This is a genomic window from Actinomadura latina NBRC 106108, assembly GCF_001552195.1.
Classification (GTDB): Bacteria; Actinomycetota; Actinomycetes; order Streptosporangiales; family Streptosporangiaceae; genus Spirillospora; species Spirillospora latina.
Window position 1 is genome coordinate 46757 of the sequence record NZ_BCQS01000028.1, and the last position, 16557, is coordinate 63313.

A 16557-nucleotide genomic window follows, 5' to 3' on the forward strand; every position below is an offset into this window, starting at 1 on the left:
TCAGAGAGCGCCCGGGGAGCGCTCTCCCGCGCGACACGGCGACGGCCCCATCTCGTTCGCGGTGGCCGCGGCCCCGCCGGTACGCTCGGACACGCCCACCCGAGATGGTTCTAAGGAAGGACGACCGTGCTCGTCGCCGGGTTCCCCGCTGGATCGTTCGCCGCGAACTGCTACGTCGTGGCGCCCGCCGCGGGTGAGGAATGCGTGATCATCGACCCCGGGCAGGACGCCGAGGCCGGGATCGAGGAGATCCTGCGCGAGCACCGGCTGAAGCCGGTCGCGGTGCTGCTGACGCACGGCCATCTCGATCACGTCTGGTCGGTGGCCCCGGTCTGCGGCGCCAAGGACGTCCCCGCCTACATCCATCCGGACGACCGCGACCTGCTCACCGATCCGGCCAAGGGGCTGTCGCTGGGCGCCGGGCAGCAGCTGTTCGGCGGCCTGGAGCTCACCGAGCCGGACGACGTGCGGGAGCTCGCGGACGGAACGGCGCTGGAACTGGCCGGGCTGAGCTTCACCGTCGACCACGCGCCGGGCCATACGCCCGGGTCGGTGACGTTCCGCACCCCGGAGACCGAGCAGATCCCGGACGTGATGTTCACCGGCGACCTGCTGTTCGCGGGGTCGATCGGGCGCACCGACCTGCCGGGCGGATCGTACGAGGAGATCCTCGCCAGCCTGTCCCGGGTGTGCCTGACCATGCCCGACGACACCGCCGTCCTGCCCGGCCACGGGGAGCAGACCACAATCGGCCGCGAGCGCGCCGCCAACCCGTTCCTCACCGGGCTTGTGCCGGGTGGCACAGGGGGGTCGTCCCCCCTGAAGGACCCGCTGGCGCCCGCGGACGGACCCAACAAGGGATTCTGAGCCTAAGAGATCATGAGTTCGAGCTTCCGGGCCCCCAAGGGGGTCAGTGAATACGTCCCGCCGCGCGCGGACCTCTTCTACGCCATCCGGGAGGAGTTCGCCGAGCAGGCGAGGCTGGCCGGCTACGGCTACCTGGAGCTGGCCGTCTTCGAGGACACCGGCCTGTTCCGGCGCGGCGTCGGCGAGTCCACCGACGTGGTGTCCAAGGAGATGTACACGTTCGAGGACCGGGGCGGCCGGTCGCTGACGCTGCGTCCCGAGTTCACCGCGTCGGTGCTGCGGTCCGTCCTGGAGAACAACCTGCACAAGGGCGCGCTGCCGGTGAAGGTGTGGACGACCGGTGCCGCGTTCCGCGCCGAGCGCCCCCAGCAGGGCCGCTACCGGCAGTTCTACCAGCTCGACCTGGAGGCGATCGGCAGCGAGGACCCGCAGGTCGACGCCGAGACGATCGCGATCGCGTGGAACTGGTACCGGTCCCTCGGGCTGACCCAGGTGCGGCTGCTGCTGAACTCGCTCGGCTGCAAGGAGTGCCGTCCCGCCTACCGGGCCCTGCTGCAGGAGTTCCTGCGCGGCCTGGACCTGGACGACGACACCCGCGCCCGCGTCGAGATCAACCCGCTCCGCGTCCTGGACGACAAGCGCCCCAAGGTGCGTGATCAGCTCGCCGGCGCCCCGCTGATGGCCGACCACCTGTGCCCGGCGTGCAAGGCCCACCACGACCGGGTCCGGGAGCTGCTCGCCGACCTCGGCATCGCGTGGGAGGACACGCCCACCCTCGTCCGCGGCCTGGACTACTACACCCGGACGACGTACGAGTTCGACCACCCGCTGCTCGGCGCCCAGTCCGGGATCGGCGGCGGCGGACGCTACGACGGCCTCTCCGAGGACATCGGCGGCCCGCCGCTGCCCGGCATCGGGTTCGGCCTCGGCCTGGACCGCACCATCCTGGCGCTCGAAGCGGAGTCGCCGGAACGGCAGGGCGCCGCGTTCGCCGCCAAGCCGCGCTGCGAGGCGTTCGGCGTCGCGCTCGGCGACACCGCCGGGCGGCGCATGTTCGCGCTCGTCGCCGACCTGCGCCGCGCCGGGATCGCCGCCGACATGGCGTTCGGCGGCAAGAGGCTGAAGGGCGCCATGAAGGACGCGGACCGCTCCGGCGCCCGCTACGCCGTGATCCTCGGGGAGCGAGATATCGCGGACGGCGTCGCCCAGGTCAAGGACCTCGCCGCGGGCGAGCAGACCGCCGTCCCGCTCACCGACCTCACCACGACGTTGAAGGAAGGGCTCTCCACATGATCCGCACGCACGAGGCGGGGACGCTCCGCGAGGAGCACGCCGGGCAGCAGGTCACGCTGGCCGGCTGGGTCGGCCGCCGCCGCGACCACGGCGGCGTCACGTTCATCGACCTGCGCGACGCGTCCGGCACCGCGCAGGTCGTCTTCCGCGAGGAGGACGCCGCGCACGACCTGCGCTCGGAGTTCTGCGTGAAGGTCGTCGGCGAGGTCCGGGTACGCCCCGAGGGCAACGAGAACCCCGAACTGCCCACCGGCGGCATCGAGGTCGCCGCCGCGCACATCGAGGTCCTCTCGGACGCCGCGCCGCTGCCGTTCCCCATCGAGGGCGACGTCAACGTCAACGAGGAGATCCGGCTCAAGTACCGGTACCTCGACCTGCGCCGCGAGTCGGTCGCCCGCGCGATGAAGATCCGCTCGGAGGCGTCGTTCCTCACGCACGAGGTGATGCGCGAGCACGGCTTCGTCAACGTCGAGACCCCGACCCTCACCCGGTCGACGCCCGAGGGCGCCCGCGACTTCCTCGTCCCCGTCCGGCTGAAGCCCGGCCACTGGTACGCGCTGCCGCAGTCGCCGCAGCTGTTCAAGCAGCTCCTCATGGTCGGCGGCCTGGAGCGCTACTACCAGATCGCGCGCTGCTACCGCGACGAGGACTTCCGCGCCGACCGGCAGCCCGAGTTCACCCAGATCGACATCGAGATGTCGTTCGCCGACCAGGACGACGTCCTGAAGGTCGGCGAGGACCTCGTGGCGCGCCTCTGGAAGGACATCGCCGGCTACGAGATCCCCCTCCCGATCCCCCACATCACCTACGCCGACGCGATGGCCCGGTACGGCTCCGACAAGCCGGACCTGCGCTTCGCCCTGGAACTGACCGACATGACCGACTACTTCGCCGGCACGTCGTTCCGCGTGTTCCAGGCCCCGTACGTCGGCGCGGTCGTCATGCCGGGCGGCGCGTCCCAGACCCGCAAGGAGCTGGACGGCTGGCAGGACTGGGCGAAGGCCCGCGGCGCCCGCGGCCTCGCCTACGTGCTCGTCCAGGAGGACGGCACCCTGGGCGGCCCGGTCGCCAAGAACCTGTCCGACGCCGAGAAGGAGGGCCTGGCCGCCAGGACGGGGGCCGCGCCCGGCGACGCGATCTTCTTCGGCGCCGGCAAGCGGCACGCCGCCCAGGAGCTCCTCGGCGCCGCCCGCCTGGAGATCGGCCGCCGCCGCGACCTGATCGACGAGTCCGCCTGGAAGTTCGTCTGGGTCGTCGACGCCCCCATCTTCGAGCCCGTCGAGGACGACAAGGGCGAGCAGATCGGCTGGACGTCCGTCCACCACCCGTTCACGGCGCCGAAGCCGGAGTACGCCGACACCTTCCAGGAGGACCCGGGCACCGCCCTCGCGGACGCCTACGACCTCGTCCTGAACGGCAACGAGATCGGCGGCGGCTCCATCCGCATCCACCGCGCCGAGATGCAGCAGCGCGTCTTCGACGTCCTCGGCCTCTCCAAGGAGGAGGCGGAGTCCAAGTTCGGCTTCCTCCTGGAGGCCTTCAAGTTCGGGCCGCCCCCGCACGGCGGCATCGCCTTCGGCTGGGACCGCACGGTCATGCTCCTCGCCGGCCAGGACTCGATCCGCGACGTGATCGCCTTCCCCAAGGCCGCGTCCGGCTACGACCCCCTGACCGCCGCCCCGACCCCCATCACCCCCCAGCAGCGCGCCGAGGCGGGTGTGGACGTGATCCCCGAGGACGAACCCGCCGAACCCGCCGACGCCTGACCCGCACACCACCGAGGGCGGACGCCATACCAGGCGGCCGCCCTCGAAAGGCATGCGCCGCCCGTGGCGGACGCCCGCCCCTACCGGCGGCCGAAGCGGGGCGCCGGCGGAGCTAAGGCCCGTCGCGTCATCGTGTGGCGCCGCTGGTCACCCGGTAGACGTCGTACACGCCGTCGATGGAGCGGACGGCCTTCAGGACGTGGCCCAGGTGCTTCGGGTCGCCCATCTCGAAGGTGAAGCGGCTGACGGCGACGCGGTCGCGGGACGTGGTGACCGAGGCCGACAGGATGTTGACGTGCTGGTCGGAGAGGACGCGGGTCACGTCCGAGAGGAGGCGGGGGCGGTCCAGGGCCTCGACCTGGATGGCCACGAGGAAGACCGACTCCTCGCTCGGGGACCATTTGACGTCGATCAGGCGGTCGGGCTGCGACTTCAGGCTGGCGACGTTGGCGCAGTCGGAGCGGTGGACGGAGACGCCGTGGCCGCGGGTGACGAAGCCGACGATGTCGTCGCCGGGGACCGGGGTGCAGCAGCGGGACAGCCGGACCCAGACGTCGGGGTCGTCGGCGACGACGACGCCGGGGTCGCCGGCGCGGCGCTGCTTGCGGCGGGTAGGGAGGGCGAGCTCGGCGAGGTCCTCCTCGGCGCTCTCCACGCCGCCGAGGGCGTCCACGAGGCGCTGGACGACGTGCTGCGCGGAGACCTGGCTCTCGCCGACGGCGGCGTACAGGGACGAGACGTCCGGGTAGCGCATGTCGCGGGCGAGGGCGAGCAGCGCCTCGCCGGACATCATCCGCTGGAGCGGCATGTTCTGCTTGCGCATCGCGCGGGCGATGGCGTCCTTGCCGGACTCGATCGCGGTGTCGCGGCGCTCCTTGGAGAACCAGTGCTTGATCTTGTTGCGGGCGCGGGCGCTCTTGACGAAGCCGAGCCAGTCGCGGCTCGGGCCGGCGTCCGGCGACTTGGAGGTGAAGACCTCGACGGTGTCGCCGTTGTCGAGGGCCGATTCGAGGGGGACGAGGCGGCCGTTGACACGCGCGCCGATACATCGGTGACCGACCTCGGTGTGGATCGCGTACGCGAAGTCGACCGGGGTGGCGCCCTGCGGGAGGGCGATCACGTCGCCCTTCGGGGTGAAGACGAAGACCTCGGAGACCGACAGGTCGAAGCGGAGCGATTCCAGGAACTCGGCCGGGTCGGCGGTCTCCTTCTGCCAGTCGAGGAGCTGGCGGAGCCACTGCATGTCGCCGGCCTTGCGGCCGCCGACCGTCTCCTCCTTGTACTTCCAGTGCGCGGCGACGCCGTACTCGGCGCGGCGGTGCATGCCCCAGGTGCGGATCTGCAGCTCGACGGGCTTGCCCTCGGGGCCGATCACCGTCGTGTGCAGCGACTGGTACATGTTGAACTTCGGCATCGCGATGTAGTCCTTGAACCGGCCGGGGACCGGGTTCCATCGCGCGTGGATCGAGCCGAGCGCGGCGTAGCAGTCGCGGACGCTGTCGACGAGGACCCGGATGCCGACCAGGTCGTAGATGTCGTCGAAGCTGACGTCCCGCGCGATCATCTTCTGGTAGATCGAGTAGTAGTGCTTCGGCCGGCCCGTGACGGTGGCCTTGATCCGGGCCTCGCGCAGGTCGGTGGAGACGTTCTCGATGACTTCCTGCAGGTAGACGTCGCGGCGCGGGGCGCGCTCGGACACCAGGCGGGCGATCTCGTCGAACCGCTTGGGGTACATCGTGGCGAACGCGAGGTCCTCCAGCTCCCACTTCAGCGTGTTCATCCCGAGGCGGTGCGCGAGCGGCGCGAACACCTCCAGGGTCTCGCGGGCCTTCTTCTCCTGCTTGTGCCGCGGCATGTAGCGCAGCGTGCGCATGTTGTGCAGCCGGTCGCCGAGCTTGATCACCAGGACGCGGATGTCGCGGGACATCGCGACGACCATCTTGCGGACGGTCTCGGCCTCGGCCGCCTCGCCGTACTTGACCTTGTCGAGCTTGGTGACGCCGTCGACGAGCGCGGCGATCTCGTCGCCGAACTCGGCGCTCAGCTGGTCGAGGGTGTACGGGGTGTCCTCGACGGTGTCGTGCAGCAGCGCCGCGCAGAGCGTCTCGGTGTTCATGCCGAGCTCGGCGAGGATGGTCGCGACCGCGAGGGGGTGCGTGATGTACGGGTCGCCGCTCTTGCGCTTCTGGTTGCGGTGGTAGTGCGCCGCGACGTCGTAGGCGCGCTCGATGAGCCGCAGGTCCGCCTTCGGGTGGGTGTTGCGGACCGTCTTGATCAGAGGTTCTAGTACCGGGTTCATAGTGGGCCCGCGCTGGGCGCCCAGCCTGGCGAGCCTTCGGCGCACCCGGGCGGCAGACGGTGGAATCGTGGCCGGCGTGGGCCTGGACGGGGCGTCGGGCTCGGACGCGTCATCGGCGTCCTCCCTGGAGGCGGTGCGCTCGGCGGGGGGAGTCTCTGGTCGGGGAGCCTGCTCGGCGGGCGTCCCCGCGGTCGGTTCTTCGGTGGCCGGGGCGGTCTCGGCGGCCTGGCCTGCGGGCTGGTCGGCGGGCTGGTCTGCGGGAGCCGGCGGGTCTTGCGCGGGACGTCCGGGCGGTGGCGCTCGGCGATCCGCGCGCCGTGGCGGCGCGGTCGACGCCCCGGCCGCCTTGACGGCCCGTTCCCCCGCGGACTCCCGCGCCGGATGCTTTCCGGCCGGGGGCGCCGCGGCGGCGTCGCTCACCGCGCCGGTCGATACCGCCTCACCGGGCACCCAGCCTCCTTCGTCCATCCGGGCGCTGCCGTGCACGCCCCGCGGATCGCGCCCGTTCCCGCCGGACCCTGATGGCGCCAGTGTATCCGGCGGGCATTTCGCACTAGACCGTAACCAGGGAATGGACGTCCAGATTCCCCAGTTTGTCGCGTCCGCGCAGGAACGACAGCTCAAGGAGGACCGACAGCCCGACGACGTCGCCGCCGCCCCGCCGGACGAGTTCCGCGGCGGCCCTGGCCGTCCCTCCGGTGGCCAGGACGTCGTCGACGATCAGCACGCGGTCGCCGGCTTCGAGGGCGTCGGAGTGGATCTCGATCGTCTCGTTCCCGTACTCCAGGTCGTAGGTCTCCTCGTGCGTCGCCGCGGGCAGCTTGCCCTTCTTGCGCACCGGGACGAAGCCGGCGCCGAAGTGGTAGGCGACGGGCGCGGCGACGATGAACCCCCGGGCCTCGATACCGACGATCTTGTCGATGGTGCCGCGGCCGTGGTGGTTGACGATCGAGTCGACCACGCCGGCGAACGCGACGTGGTCGGCCAGCAGCGGGGTGATGTCCTTGAACATCACCCCGGGCTTCGGGTAGTCGGGGATGTCGCGGATCCGCTCCTGGATCAGCTTGCCGAGGTCCACGATCGAAGAGTCCCCTTGCTCTACTTGCCGCCGCGGCGCTGCTGCCGCGTCCCGCGCTTGGGCTGCTGCCGCGGCCCGCTCTGCACGACCTTCCGCACGGTGACGGTGCTCCGCGCGTCCGCGGATTCATCGTCGTCGGCGCCGTCGGCGTCGTCGCCGGGGGCCGGGCCGTCGTCGGCCGGCGGCTTCCCGGACGCGCCCGCACCGGCCTTGACCTTGGTGGTCGTGACCTGCTTCGCCGCGTTCCGCTCGCGCCGGGCGATGTTCTCCCGGAGCTGCCGGTACTTCGGCTCGCGCTCCTTGAACTGGACGAGCAGCGGCGTCGCCACGCAGATCGAGGAGTACGTCCCGACGATCATGCCGACGAACAGGGCGAGCGACAGGTCCTTCAGGGTTCCGGCGCCGAACAGCGTGGTACCGATGAACAGGATCGCGCCGACCGGCAGGATCGCCACCAGCGAGGTGTTCAGCGAGCGGACGAGGGTGCTGCTGAGCGCCTGGTTCGCGGCCTCGCTGTAGGTGGTCTTGGAGGTCGGGCCGAGCGGTTTCGTGACCTCCTTGATCATGTCGAACACGACGACCGCGTCATACAGCGAGTAGCCGAGGATCGTCAGGAAGCCGAGCAGTGTCGCCGGGGTGACCTCGAAACCGACCCAGGCGTAGACGCCGGCCGTGATGACGAGGTCGTGGATCAGCGCGACCACCGCCGCCACGGCCATCCGCCACTCGAACGCCACCGACAGGTAGGCGATGATCAGGATCATGAAGACGGCCAGCGCCTGCCAGGCCTTCTTCTGGATCTCACCGCCCCACGAGGCGCCGACGACCTGGGTGCTGACCTCGTTCGCGGGAACCTTCAGCTCCTGCGTGATGCTCGACTTGACCTCGGTGACGTGGTCGGAGCTCATGCTCTCGGTCGTGACCCGCCAGTCCTCGCCGGCCTTCTGCACGATCGCCTGGTGGGCGCCGCCGTCGGTGACGGCGGTGCGCACCTGCTCGATCGAGGAGCTCTTGGCCTGGAAGGTGAAGACGGAGCCGCCCTTGAACTCGACGCCGAAGTTCAGGCCCTGGACGAGGAGGCCGGCGATCGACAGCGCCAGCAGCAGCCCGGAGATCGTGTACCAGATCTTCGGCCGGCCGACGATGTCGGCGCTGATCTCGCCCCGGTAGATCCGCGAGGTGACCGTGCGCAGTCCCATGGGTCAGGCCTCCTGGCTCGTCTTGCGGGCGGTGGTCGCGGACGTCTCCTGGACGCGGTGCAGCCGGCTCGGATCGAGCCCCGACAGCGGATGCCCCCGGCCGAAGAACCTGGTGCGCGACAGCAGCGTGACCATCGGCTTGGTGAAGAAGAACACCACCACGATGTCGATGAGCGTCGTGAGGCCCATCGCGAACGCGAACCCGGCGACGCCGCCGACGGCGAGGAAGTACAGCACGAGCGCGGCCAGGAAGGTGACGGCGTCGGCGACGAGGATCGTGCGCCGCGCCCGCTTCCAGGCGTTCTCCACGGAGGAGCGCAGCTTGCGCCCGGCTCTCAGCTCGTCCCGCAGCCGCTCGAAGTAGACGATGAACGAGTCCGCGGTGATGCCGATCGAGACGATCAGCCCGATGATGTGCGGCAGGGAGAGCCGGAAGCCCATCCCCTCGCCGAGGATCACCACCGCCAGGTAGGTGACGGCGGACGCCACGACCAGGCTGGACACCGCGACCAGGCCGAGGCCCCGGTAGTAGAACAGGCAGTACAGCACCACCAGGCCGAGGCCGATCGCGCCCGCGATGAGGCCGCCGGTCAGCTGGTCGGAGCCCAGCGTGGACGACACCTCGTCGATGGAGCTCTGCGTGAACTCCAGCGGCAGCGCGCCGTACTTGAGCACGTTGGCGAGGTCGGTGGCGTACTGCTGGTCGAAGCTCTCGGGCGGCCCGTCGATGCTGGCGGTGCCGCCGGTGATCGGGCCCTCCCGGATGGCGGGCGCCGAGACGACCTGGCCGTCCAGCACGATCGCGACCTGCGCCTGCGGCGAGGACGAGCTCTGCTGGTAGGCGCGGGACGCGTCGGTGGTGACCTCGCCGAACTGGCGGGCGCCCTTGCCGTCGAACTTCAGCGAGACCGACCAGCTCGCCTGGCCCTGCTGGGCGTTCGGCGGCATCGCGTTGGCCTCGTCGACGTTCTCGCCGAGCACCCGGACGGGCCCGAGGATGTACTTGGCGACCTGGCCGTTCTCCTCGTCCTGGTCACACGCGGCGACGAACTTGCGGCTCGGGTCGTTCGCCCCGGCGGCGCGCCGGTCGCCGTTGTAGCAGTCGAGGGCCTCGAACTGCTTGATGACGGCCTTGTCGGTGACGCCGGGGTAGTCCTGCGCGGGCGCCGAGGGCTGCCCGGACGGCTGGACCAGCGACGACGGCGACGGGGCGGCCCCGCCGGACGGCTTCGGCGTCGGGGCCGTCAGCGCCCGCGACAGCGCTTTGCCGCGCGGGGTGGACGACGACGACGGCGAGGCGCTCGCCGTGGGCGACGCGGACGGCGAAGCGCTCTTCCCGCCGTCCTTGCCCTTGGCGGAGTCACTCGGCGACGGGGCCGGTGTGGCCCCGCCCGCCGGACGGCCGTCCGTCGTCGCGAACACCTGGCGGAACTGCAGTTTCGCCGTGGTGCCGATCAGGTTGACGACGCGGCTCTGCCCCTCACCGGGGACGTTCACCACGATGTTGCTGCTGCCCTGCTTCGCGACCTCGGCGTCCGAGACCCCCAGGCCGTTGACCCGCTCCGTCATGATCTTGACGGCCTGGTTCATCTGCTCGGCGGGGGGATCCCCGCCGCCGGGGGTCTTGGCGGTGAGCGTCACGGTCGTCCCGCCGGCCAGGTCGAGGCCGAGCTTGGGCGTCGTGCGCCCCTGCCAGACCGCCAGACCGGCGAGGACGACCAGGATCGCGAACAATGCGAGGAGAGTGCGCCCGGGCTTGGGAGCGGTTCTGGGCGAGGCCACTTGTCGTCGTACTTCCCGTCTTTGTCGTCGCCGTGGGGTCAGGCGGAGGGCTTGTCCGCCGCCTTGACCTTCGTCTTCCCCTTCGGCTCGGACTCGGGCTCGCCGTCCTCGTCCGCCGCGGTGTCCCCGGCCTCCGTGCCGCCGTCCTTGGACAGGTCGACGGCGTCGTCCTCGTCCTCGTCCTGCTCGTCGGCGTCCTCGTCGAGCTCGTCGTCGAGGTCCTCCGGCTCGGGGTCCTTGAGGATCTGCATGACGGCCTGCTTGACGAAGCGCACCTCGATCCCGTCGGCGATCTCCAGGACGAGCCCGTCGTCGTCGACCGCCACGACGACGGCGCGCATTCCGCTGGTCGTCAGCACGCGCACGCCTGGCTGAAGGTCGGTCTGCATCTGCGTCTGCTCTTTGCGGCGCTTGCTCTGCGGCCGGATGAGCAGAAGGTAGAAGACCACAGGAATGGCGAGGAGCAGGAGCACATTGAAGGCTCCGCTCCCGCCGGAGTCCGCCGCGAGAATCATGTCGCTGCCCATTACCGGGGCATCCTTCCGATGTCGATTGCCCAGCCTGTGACCGGATCGGCCACGCGCACGGGACCGCCGGCTGGAGACGGTGAACCAAGTCCCGGAGTCTAGAGAGTACGCGAGGCCCCGGCAACGACGCGACGAGCGGCGACGCCGGGAAGTTCCCAACCCGTTACCGGATGATCACTATTGCGGCCGGTCCGCGTCCTCGTCCACGTCGAACAGGGTCCCCGCCAGCGGCGCCGTGGGCGGCTGGGCGAGGCCCAGATGCGCCCACGCGGCGGCCGTGGCGACCCTGCCGCGCGGCGTCCTCGCCAGCAGCCCCTGCCGGACGAGGAACGGCTCGGCCACGACCTCCACGGTCTCGGGCTCCTCCCCCACCGACACGGCGAGGGTGGAGAGCCCCACCGGACCGCCGCCGAACTTGCGCATCAGCGACTCCAGGACGGACCGGTCGAGCCGGTCCAGTCCCCGTTCGTCCACCTCGTACAACGCGAGGGCTGCCCGCGCTGATTCCTGTGTGATGACGCCGTCGGCGCGGACCTCGGCGTAGTCGCGGACGCGGCGCAGCAGCCGGTTGGCGATGCGGGGCGTGCCGCGGGACCGCCCGGCGACCTCGGCGGCGGCGTCGTCGGAGATCTCCACGTCCAGCAGGGTCGCCGACCGCCGGACGATGACCTCCAGCTCGGCGGGCTCGTAGAAGTCCATGTGCGCGACGAAGCCGAACCGGTCGCGCAGCGGCCCGGGCAGCATGCCGGCCCGGGTGGTGGCCCCGACCAGCGTGAACGGCGCGATGTCCAGCGGGATGGCGGTCGCGCCCGGCCCCTTGCCCACGACGACGTCGACCCGGAAGTCCTCCATCGCCATGTAGAGCATCTCCTCGGCGGGACGCGCCAGCCGGTGGATCTCGTCCAGGAACAGCACCTCGCCCTCGGCGAGGGTGGACAGCACCGCCGCGAGGTCGCCGGCCCGCTCGATCGCGGGCCCGGAGGAGATCCGCAGCGGCTGCCCCAGCTCCGCCGCGATGATCATGGCGAGGGTGGTCTTGCCGAGGCCGGGGCCGCCCGACAGCAGCACGTGGTCGGGCGTCCGGCCGCGCCGCAGCGCGCTGTGCAGCACCAGCGAGAGCTGCTCGCGGACCCGTTCCTGCCCGACGAAGTCGTCGAGCTTCTTCGGCCGCAGCGCGGCCTCGATGCGCTGCTCCTCGGTCCCGTCGGCGTCCGCGGAGACCAGCCGCTCGAACTCCCCGCCCGCTCCTCCCGCGGAGGGACGGCCGCCGGCACCCCCCGGTTCGCCGCTCGTCATTTGCTCAGCTTCTTCAGCGCGGACCTCAGCAGAGCGGCGACGGGCGGCGTCTCACCGCCGTCGAGGTCGGCGGCGACCGCGTCCACGGCGGCGTCGGCGTCCCTGGCGGACCAGCCGAGGTTGATCAGGCCCATCTGCACCTGGTCGCGCCACGCCTCGGCACGGGCGGGGGCGCGCACCTCGCCGGCGTCGCCGACCGGCCCGCCGAGCCGGTCCCGGAGCTCCAGGACGATCCGCTGGGCGCCCTTCTTGCCGATGCCGGGGACCTTGGTGAGGGCGGTGACGTCCTCGGTGGCCACGGCGCGGCGCAGCGCGTTCGGCGGGTGGACGGCGAGCATCGCCAGGGCGAGCCGGGGGCCGATGCCGCTCGCGGTCTGCAGCAGCTCGAACACCGTCCGCTCGTCGTCGTCGGCGAACCCGAACAGGGTCAGGGAGTCCTCGCGGACGACGAGGGACGTCGGCACGTTCGCCTGGTCGCCGACCCGCAGCCCGGCGAGGGTCGCGGGCGTGCACTGCACCGAGAGGCCGACGCCGTGCACGTCGATCACCGCGCCGTCGGGCCCGGCGGCGGCCACCCGGCCGCTGACGAAGGCGATCACTGGACACTTCCTCCTCTGCTGCGGGCGGCGAGCCGGGCGCGTTCGGCCCGGGCCGCCTCCTCGATGCGCGACCGCTGCGCGTGTGCGAGCCGCTGCTGCGCTCCCCCGCGCCACACGTGGCAGATGGCGAGCGCGAGCGCGTCGGCCGCGTCCGCCGGCCTGGGGGCCGTCTCCAGGGACAGCAGCCGGGTCACCATCCGGGTCACCTGCGCCTTGTCGGCGCGCCCGTTGCCGGTTACGGCGGCCTTGGCCTCGCTCGGCGTGTGCAGCGCGACGGGCAGCCCGCGCCGGGCCGCGGCCAGCATCGCGATGCCGGCCGCCTGCGCGGTGCCCATCACCGTCCGGACGTTGTGCTGGGAGAACACGCGCTCGACGGCGACGGCGTCCGGCCGGAACTCCTCCATCAGCGCCTCGATGCCGGCCTCGATGCCGACCAGGCGCAGGGCGTGGTCTTCGTCCGCGTCGGTCCGCACGACCGACACGTGCACGAGATGGAGCCGCTTGCCGGGATCGCCCTCGACGACCCCCACCCCGCACCGGGTGAGCCCGGGGTCCACCCCCATCACCCGCACGGCCGCTCCTTCGATCATGTGTTCGGCCGCCAACGCTACCAATCCGGCGGCTCCCCGTGGAGGGCGCGCAGGCGTGTCCCCAGAAGAAATGCAGGGCGAACGGGACCGCAGTCCGACGCGGACGTGCGGCACCGCCGCGTCCGGGCGGGAGCGCGGCGGCGCGGGCGGAGGGCTCAGGCGTCGAGGGAGGCCATGACCTCGTCGGGGACGTCGAAGTTGGCGTAGACGTCCTGGACGTCGTCGGAGTCCTCCAGGGCGTCCAAGAGGCGGAAGACCTTCTTGGCGTTGTCCTCGTCGAGGGGGACGGTGACGCTCGGCAGGAACTTGCTCTCGGCCGACTCGTAGTCGATCCCGGCGTCGACCAGGGCGCTGCGGACGGCGACCAGGTCGCCGGCCTCGCTGACGACCTCGAAGTTCTCCTCGTCGAGTTCGTTGACCTCCTCGGCGCCGGCGTCGAGGACGGCCATCATCACCTCGTCCTCGCTGGTGTTCGCCTTGGGGACGATCACGACGCCCTTGCGGTTGAACATGTACGACACCGAGCCCGGGTCGGCGAGGGAGCCGCCGTTGCGGGTGAGGGCGACGCGGACCTCGGAGGCGGCCCGGTTGCGGTTGTCGGTGAGGCACTCGATGAGCACGGCGACGCCACCGGGCGCGTAGCCCTCGTAGGTGATGTTCTGCCAGTCCGCGCCCCCGGCCTCCTCACCGGCTCCGCGCTTGCGCGCGCGCTCGATGTTGTCGTTGGGGACGGAGTTCTTCTTCGCCTTGTAGATGGCGTCGTAGAGGGTGGGGTTGGCGTCGGGGTCGCCGCCGCCGGTGCGCGCCGCCACCTCGATGTTCTTGATCAGCTTCGCGAAGAGCTTGCCCCGCTTGGCGTCGAGGGCCGCCTTCTTGTGCTTGGTCGTCGCCCACTTGGAATGGCCGGACATCTGTCACTCCTCCTCTGTCGTCCGGCGCACCAGATCGGCGAAGTAGTGGTGCACGCGGAAATCGCCTGTCAGCTCCGGATGGAACGAGGTCGCCATGAGGCGCCCCTGACGAACGGCGACGATCCTACCGGCGTTCGGGCCGCTCTCGGCGCGTCCGAGGACCTCGACGGCGTCGCCGACGGACTCCACCCAGGGTGCGCGGATGAAAACGGCGTGGTACGGCGTGTCCCCCATGCCGGTCAGCGGCACCGCGGCCTCGAAGGAGTCGACCTGCCGGCCGAACGCGTTGCGCCGCACCGTCATGTCGATCCCGCCGACGGTCTCCTGGCCCGCCGCGCCGTCCCGGATGCGGTCGGCCAGCATGATCATGCCGGCGCAGGAGCCGTACACGGGCAGGCCCGCCTCGATCCGCTTGCGCAGCGGGTCGAGCAGCTCGAACGAGCGCGCCAGCCGCCACATCGTGGTGGACTCCCCGCCGGGCAGGACGAGGCCGCCGACGCGTTCGAGCTCCTCGGGGCGGCGCACGGTCAGGGCGCGCGCCCCCGCGGCCTCCAGCGCGCGGACGTGCTCGCGCACGTCACCCTGCAGGGCGAGGACGCCGATCGTCGGCACAGTCGTCACGTGGAAACCTTCCGGGAATGCGCGGGGGTCGTGTCAACCCTAGACGTTCCTTACAACGTGCCGCGACCTGGCCGATCTTCCCGGGATCAGGCGTGCTTGAAGCGGCGCAAGGGGAGTTCCAGGGGCAGGAAGCCGTCCTTGCCGCGGTCGGCTATGCCGCGGCCGAACATGTGCGCCTCGGCGAGCGCGAGGCCGAAGTCCTCGGGGTCGAACGGGAGCGGGACGTCCGGCGCGCCCGCGTCGATGGCGCGCCAGAACGGCCGCTCGGCGGGCAGCCGGTCGCCCTGGTCGACGACGACGCCGTCCTCGGCGGTGACGAACACGTCGCGGAGCAGCTCGCCGGACTCGTACCAGCGGAACCAGCAGCCCCGGATCACGTTGTGCAGGACGAGGACGCCGCAGTGCGAGCCCGGCAGCGCCGCCGCGGCGGTGTCGGCGATCCGGCGGGCGTCGTCGTCGAGGCAGAACAGCCGCCGGTCGCACAGCAGCAGCGCCCGCTCGAACGCCCCGACGAACAGCTCGTCCTCGTACGGCCAGAGCGCGAAGTCCAGGACCGTGTCACCGGTCTCGGTCAGGGTGTCCGCCGGGTAGAGGCCGCGCGCGATGGCCGCCGCGGCGTCCGGGTCGGGCACCAGGCCCGGCCGGAACACCTCGGTGGGTTCACCCGCGCTCGCGCACGCCAGCGCGACCGACCAAGCCATGCTCTCCCCTCCCGCGGCCGGACACCGCCCTCCGGCCACGCCGTCAGGTTAACCCTGTCGGGCCGCGGTGTGGAGCCCCGGGTCCCCGATCGCCTACCAGCCGCGGCCCGCGAACCTCTGGTCCTCGCCGAGGGAGGCGGCGCTGATGCCGACCATCGCCTCGCCGAGCCCGCGGGACACCTTGGCGATCACGTCCGGGTCGTCGTGGAAGGTGGTGGCCTTCACGATGGCCTCGGCGCGCTGCGCCGGGTTGCCGGACTTGAAGATCCCCGAGCCGACGAAGACGCCCTCGGCGCCGAGCTGCATCATCATCGCGGCGTCGGCGGGGGTGGCGATGCCGCCTGCGGTGAACAGCACGACGGGCAGCTTGCCGGCCTTCGCGACCTCCTTGACCAGCTCGTAGGGGGCCTGGAGCTCCTTGGCTGCGACGAACAGCTCGTCCTCGGGCAGCGACTGGAGGCGGCGGATCTCCTGCCGGATCCGCCGCATGTGGGTGGTCGCGTTGGACACGTCGCCGGTGCCGGCCTCGCCCTTGGAGCGGATCATCGCGGCGCCCTCGGTGATGCGGCGCAGCGCCTCCCCGAGGCTGGTCGCGCCGCACACGAACGGGACGGTGAACGCCCACTTGTCGATGTGGTTCTCGTAGTCGGCCGGGGTGAGCACCTCGGACTCGTCGACGTAGTCGACGCCGAGGGCCTGCAGCACCCGCGCCTCGACGAAGTGGCCGATGCGGGCCTTGGCCATGACCGGGATGGAGACCGCGGCGATGATCCCGTCGATCATGTCGGGGTCGCTCATCCGGGAGATGCCGCCCTCGGCGCGGATGTCGGCCGGCACCCGCTCCAGGGCCATGACGGCGACGGCGCCGGCGTCTTCGGCGATCTTCGCCTGATCGGGCGTGACGACGTCCATGATCACGCCGCCCTTGAGCATCTCCGCCATGCCGCGCTTGACGCGGGCGGTCCCGGTCTCGGGCGCGGCGTTGTCAGTGGCGGGAGTGGAAGTGGACACGGGCATTCCTCACGTGG

At 71.5% G+C, this 16557-nt stretch carries 15 protein-coding genes; 3 read left to right on the top strand and 12 right to left on the bottom strand.

What is annotated here, in order from left to right; genetic code table 11:
• Nucleotides 1-126 precede the first annotated feature (126 nt).
• From AL2_RS29015 to aspS, 3 genes are read left to right on the top strand one after another with little or no spacing between them, the layout of a single operon-like run.
• On the top strand, nt 127-867 hold the full coding sequence (locus tag AL2_RS29015) for an MBL fold metallo-hydrolase (protein ID WP_067639161.1): 741 nt from the start codon (nt 127-129) through the stop codon (nt 865-867).
• A gap of 12 nt (nt 868-879) precedes the next feature.
• Complete coding sequence (gene hisS, locus AL2_RS29020) at nt 880-2160, top strand: histidine--tRNA ligase (RefSeq protein WP_067639163.1); 1281 nt, start codon at nt 880-882, stop codon at nt 2158-2160.
• Nucleotides 2157-3926 carry an aspartate--tRNA ligase gene (gene aspS / locus AL2_RS29025; RefSeq protein ID WP_067639165.1) on the top strand — a complete coding sequence of 590 codons (1770 nt, stop codon included), beginning with the start codon at nt 2157-2159 and terminating at the stop codon, nt 3924-3926. Before hisS ends, aspS begins: the two co-directional genes overlap by 4 nt.
• A 127-nt stretch (nt 3927-4053) precedes the next feature.
• Here the strand turns inward: aspS and AL2_RS29030 are convergent, their stop codons facing one another.
• The 12 genes from AL2_RS29030 to pdxS all read right to left on the bottom strand — a co-directional run bounded on the left by AL2_RS29030 (nt 4054) and on the right by pdxS (nt 16546).
• Nucleotides 4054-6225, bottom strand: a complete 2172-nt coding sequence (locus AL2_RS29030) for a RelA/SpoT family protein (RefSeq protein WP_067639167.1) — start codon at nt 6223-6225, stop codon at nt 4054-4056.
• A gap of 553 nt (nt 6226-6778) precedes the next feature.
• Nucleotides 6779-7303, bottom strand: coding sequence for an adenine phosphoribosyltransferase (locus AL2_RS29035; RefSeq protein WP_067639168.1), 525 nt, complete (start codon nt 7301-7303; stop codon nt 6779-6781).
• A gap of 20 nt (nt 7304-7323) precedes the next feature.
• The gene (gene secF, locus AL2_RS29040) at nt 7324-8502 is read right to left on the bottom strand and encodes a protein translocase subunit SecF (protein ID WP_067639170.1); all 1179 of its coding nucleotides are present in this window, start codon (nt 8500-8502) and stop codon (nt 7324-7326) included.
• Nucleotides 8503-8505: 3 nt separating this feature from the next.
• Complete coding sequence (secD, locus tag AL2_RS29045) at nt 8506-10236, bottom strand: protein translocase subunit SecD (protein ID WP_210747908.1); 1731 nt, start codon at nt 10234-10236, stop codon at nt 8506-8508.
• Between the two features lie 86 nt (nt 10237-10322).
• Complete coding sequence (gene yajC / locus AL2_RS29050) at nt 10323-10811, bottom strand: preprotein translocase subunit YajC (RefSeq protein WP_067639174.1); 489 nt, start codon at nt 10809-10811, stop codon at nt 10323-10325.
• Nucleotides 10812-10988: 177 nt separating this feature from the next.
• Nucleotides 10989-12107, bottom strand: a complete 1119-nt coding sequence (gene ruvB / locus AL2_RS29055; RefSeq protein WP_067639176.1) for a Holliday junction branch migration DNA helicase RuvB — start codon at nt 12105-12107, stop codon at nt 10989-10991.
• On the bottom strand, nt 12104-12706 hold the full coding sequence (gene ruvA, locus AL2_RS29060; protein WP_067639178.1) for a Holliday junction branch migration protein RuvA: 603 nt from the start codon (nt 12704-12706) through the stop codon (nt 12104-12106). The genes ruvB and ruvA overlap by 4 nt, the downstream gene beginning before the upstream one ends.
• On the bottom strand, nt 12703-13296 hold the full coding sequence (ruvC, locus tag AL2_RS29065) for a crossover junction endodeoxyribonuclease RuvC (RefSeq protein ID WP_245667016.1): 594 nt from the start codon (nt 13294-13296) through the stop codon (nt 12703-12705). Before ruvC ends, ruvA begins: the two co-directional genes overlap by 4 nt.
• Before the next feature lie 155 nt (nt 13297-13451).
• Complete coding sequence (locus tag AL2_RS29070) at nt 13452-14207, bottom strand: YebC/PmpR family DNA-binding transcriptional regulator (RefSeq protein ID WP_067639182.1); 756 nt, start codon at nt 14205-14207, stop codon at nt 13452-13454.
• A gap of 3 nt (nt 14208-14210) precedes the next feature.
• A complete protein-coding gene (gene pdxT, locus AL2_RS29075; protein WP_067639184.1) occupies nt 14211-14828 on the bottom strand; it encodes a pyridoxal 5'-phosphate synthase glutaminase subunit PdxT in 618 nt (205 codons plus the stop codon).
• A gap of 86 nt (nt 14829-14914) precedes the next feature.
• Nucleotides 14915-15529 carry a DUF6928 family protein gene (locus AL2_RS29080; RefSeq protein ID WP_067639186.1) on the bottom strand — a complete coding sequence of 205 codons (615 nt, stop codon included), beginning with the start codon at nt 15527-15529 and terminating at the stop codon, nt 14915-14917.
• 93 nt (nt 15530-15622) lie between these two features.
• On the bottom strand, nt 15623-16546 hold the full coding sequence (gene pdxS, locus AL2_RS29085; protein ID WP_067639188.1) for a pyridoxal 5'-phosphate synthase lyase subunit PdxS: 924 nt from the start codon (nt 16544-16546) through the stop codon (nt 15623-15625).
• Nucleotides 16547-16557: the final 11 nt, after the last annotated feature.

What these genes read in the sequence shown, in the direction of transcription:
- hisS (WP_067639163.1), top strand. Translation starts at nt 880, where the DNA reads ATGAGTTCGAGCTTCCGGGCCCCCAAGGGGGTCAGTGAATACGTCCCG.
- aspS (WP_067639165.1), top strand. Translation starts at nt 2,157, where the DNA reads ATGATCCGCACGCACGAGGCGGGGACGCTCCGCGAGGAGCACGCCGGG.
- AL2_RS29030 (WP_067639167.1), bottom strand. Translation starts at nt 6,225, where the DNA reads ATGAACCCGGTACTAGAACCTCTGATCAAGACGGTCCGCAACACCCAC.
- secF (WP_067639170.1), bottom strand. Translation starts at nt 8,502, where the DNA reads ATGGGACTGCGCACGGTCACCTCGCGGATCTACCGGGGCGAGATCAGC.
- yajC (WP_067639174.1), bottom strand. Translation starts at nt 10,811, where the DNA reads ATGGGCAGCGACATGATTCTCGCGGCGGACTCCGGCGGGAGCGGAGCC.
- ruvB (WP_067639176.1), bottom strand. Translation starts at nt 12,107, where the DNA reads ATGACGAGCGGCGAACCGGGGGGTGCCGGCGGCCGTCCCTCCGCGGGA.
- ruvC (WP_245667016.1), bottom strand. Translation starts at nt 13,296, where the DNA reads ATGATCGAAGGAGCGGCCGTGCGGGTGATGGGGGTGGACCCCGGGCTC.
- AL2_RS29070 (WP_067639182.1), bottom strand. Translation starts at nt 14,207, where the DNA reads ATGTCCGGCCATTCCAAGTGGGCGACGACCAAGCACAAGAAGGCGGCC.
- AL2_RS29080 (WP_067639186.1), bottom strand. Translation starts at nt 15,529, where the DNA reads ATGGCTTGGTCGGTCGCGCTGGCGTGCGCGAGCGCGGGTGAACCCACC.
- pdxS (WP_067639188.1), bottom strand. Translation starts at nt 16,546, where the DNA reads ATGCCCGTGTCCACTTCCACTCCCGCCACTGACAACGCCGCGCCCGAG.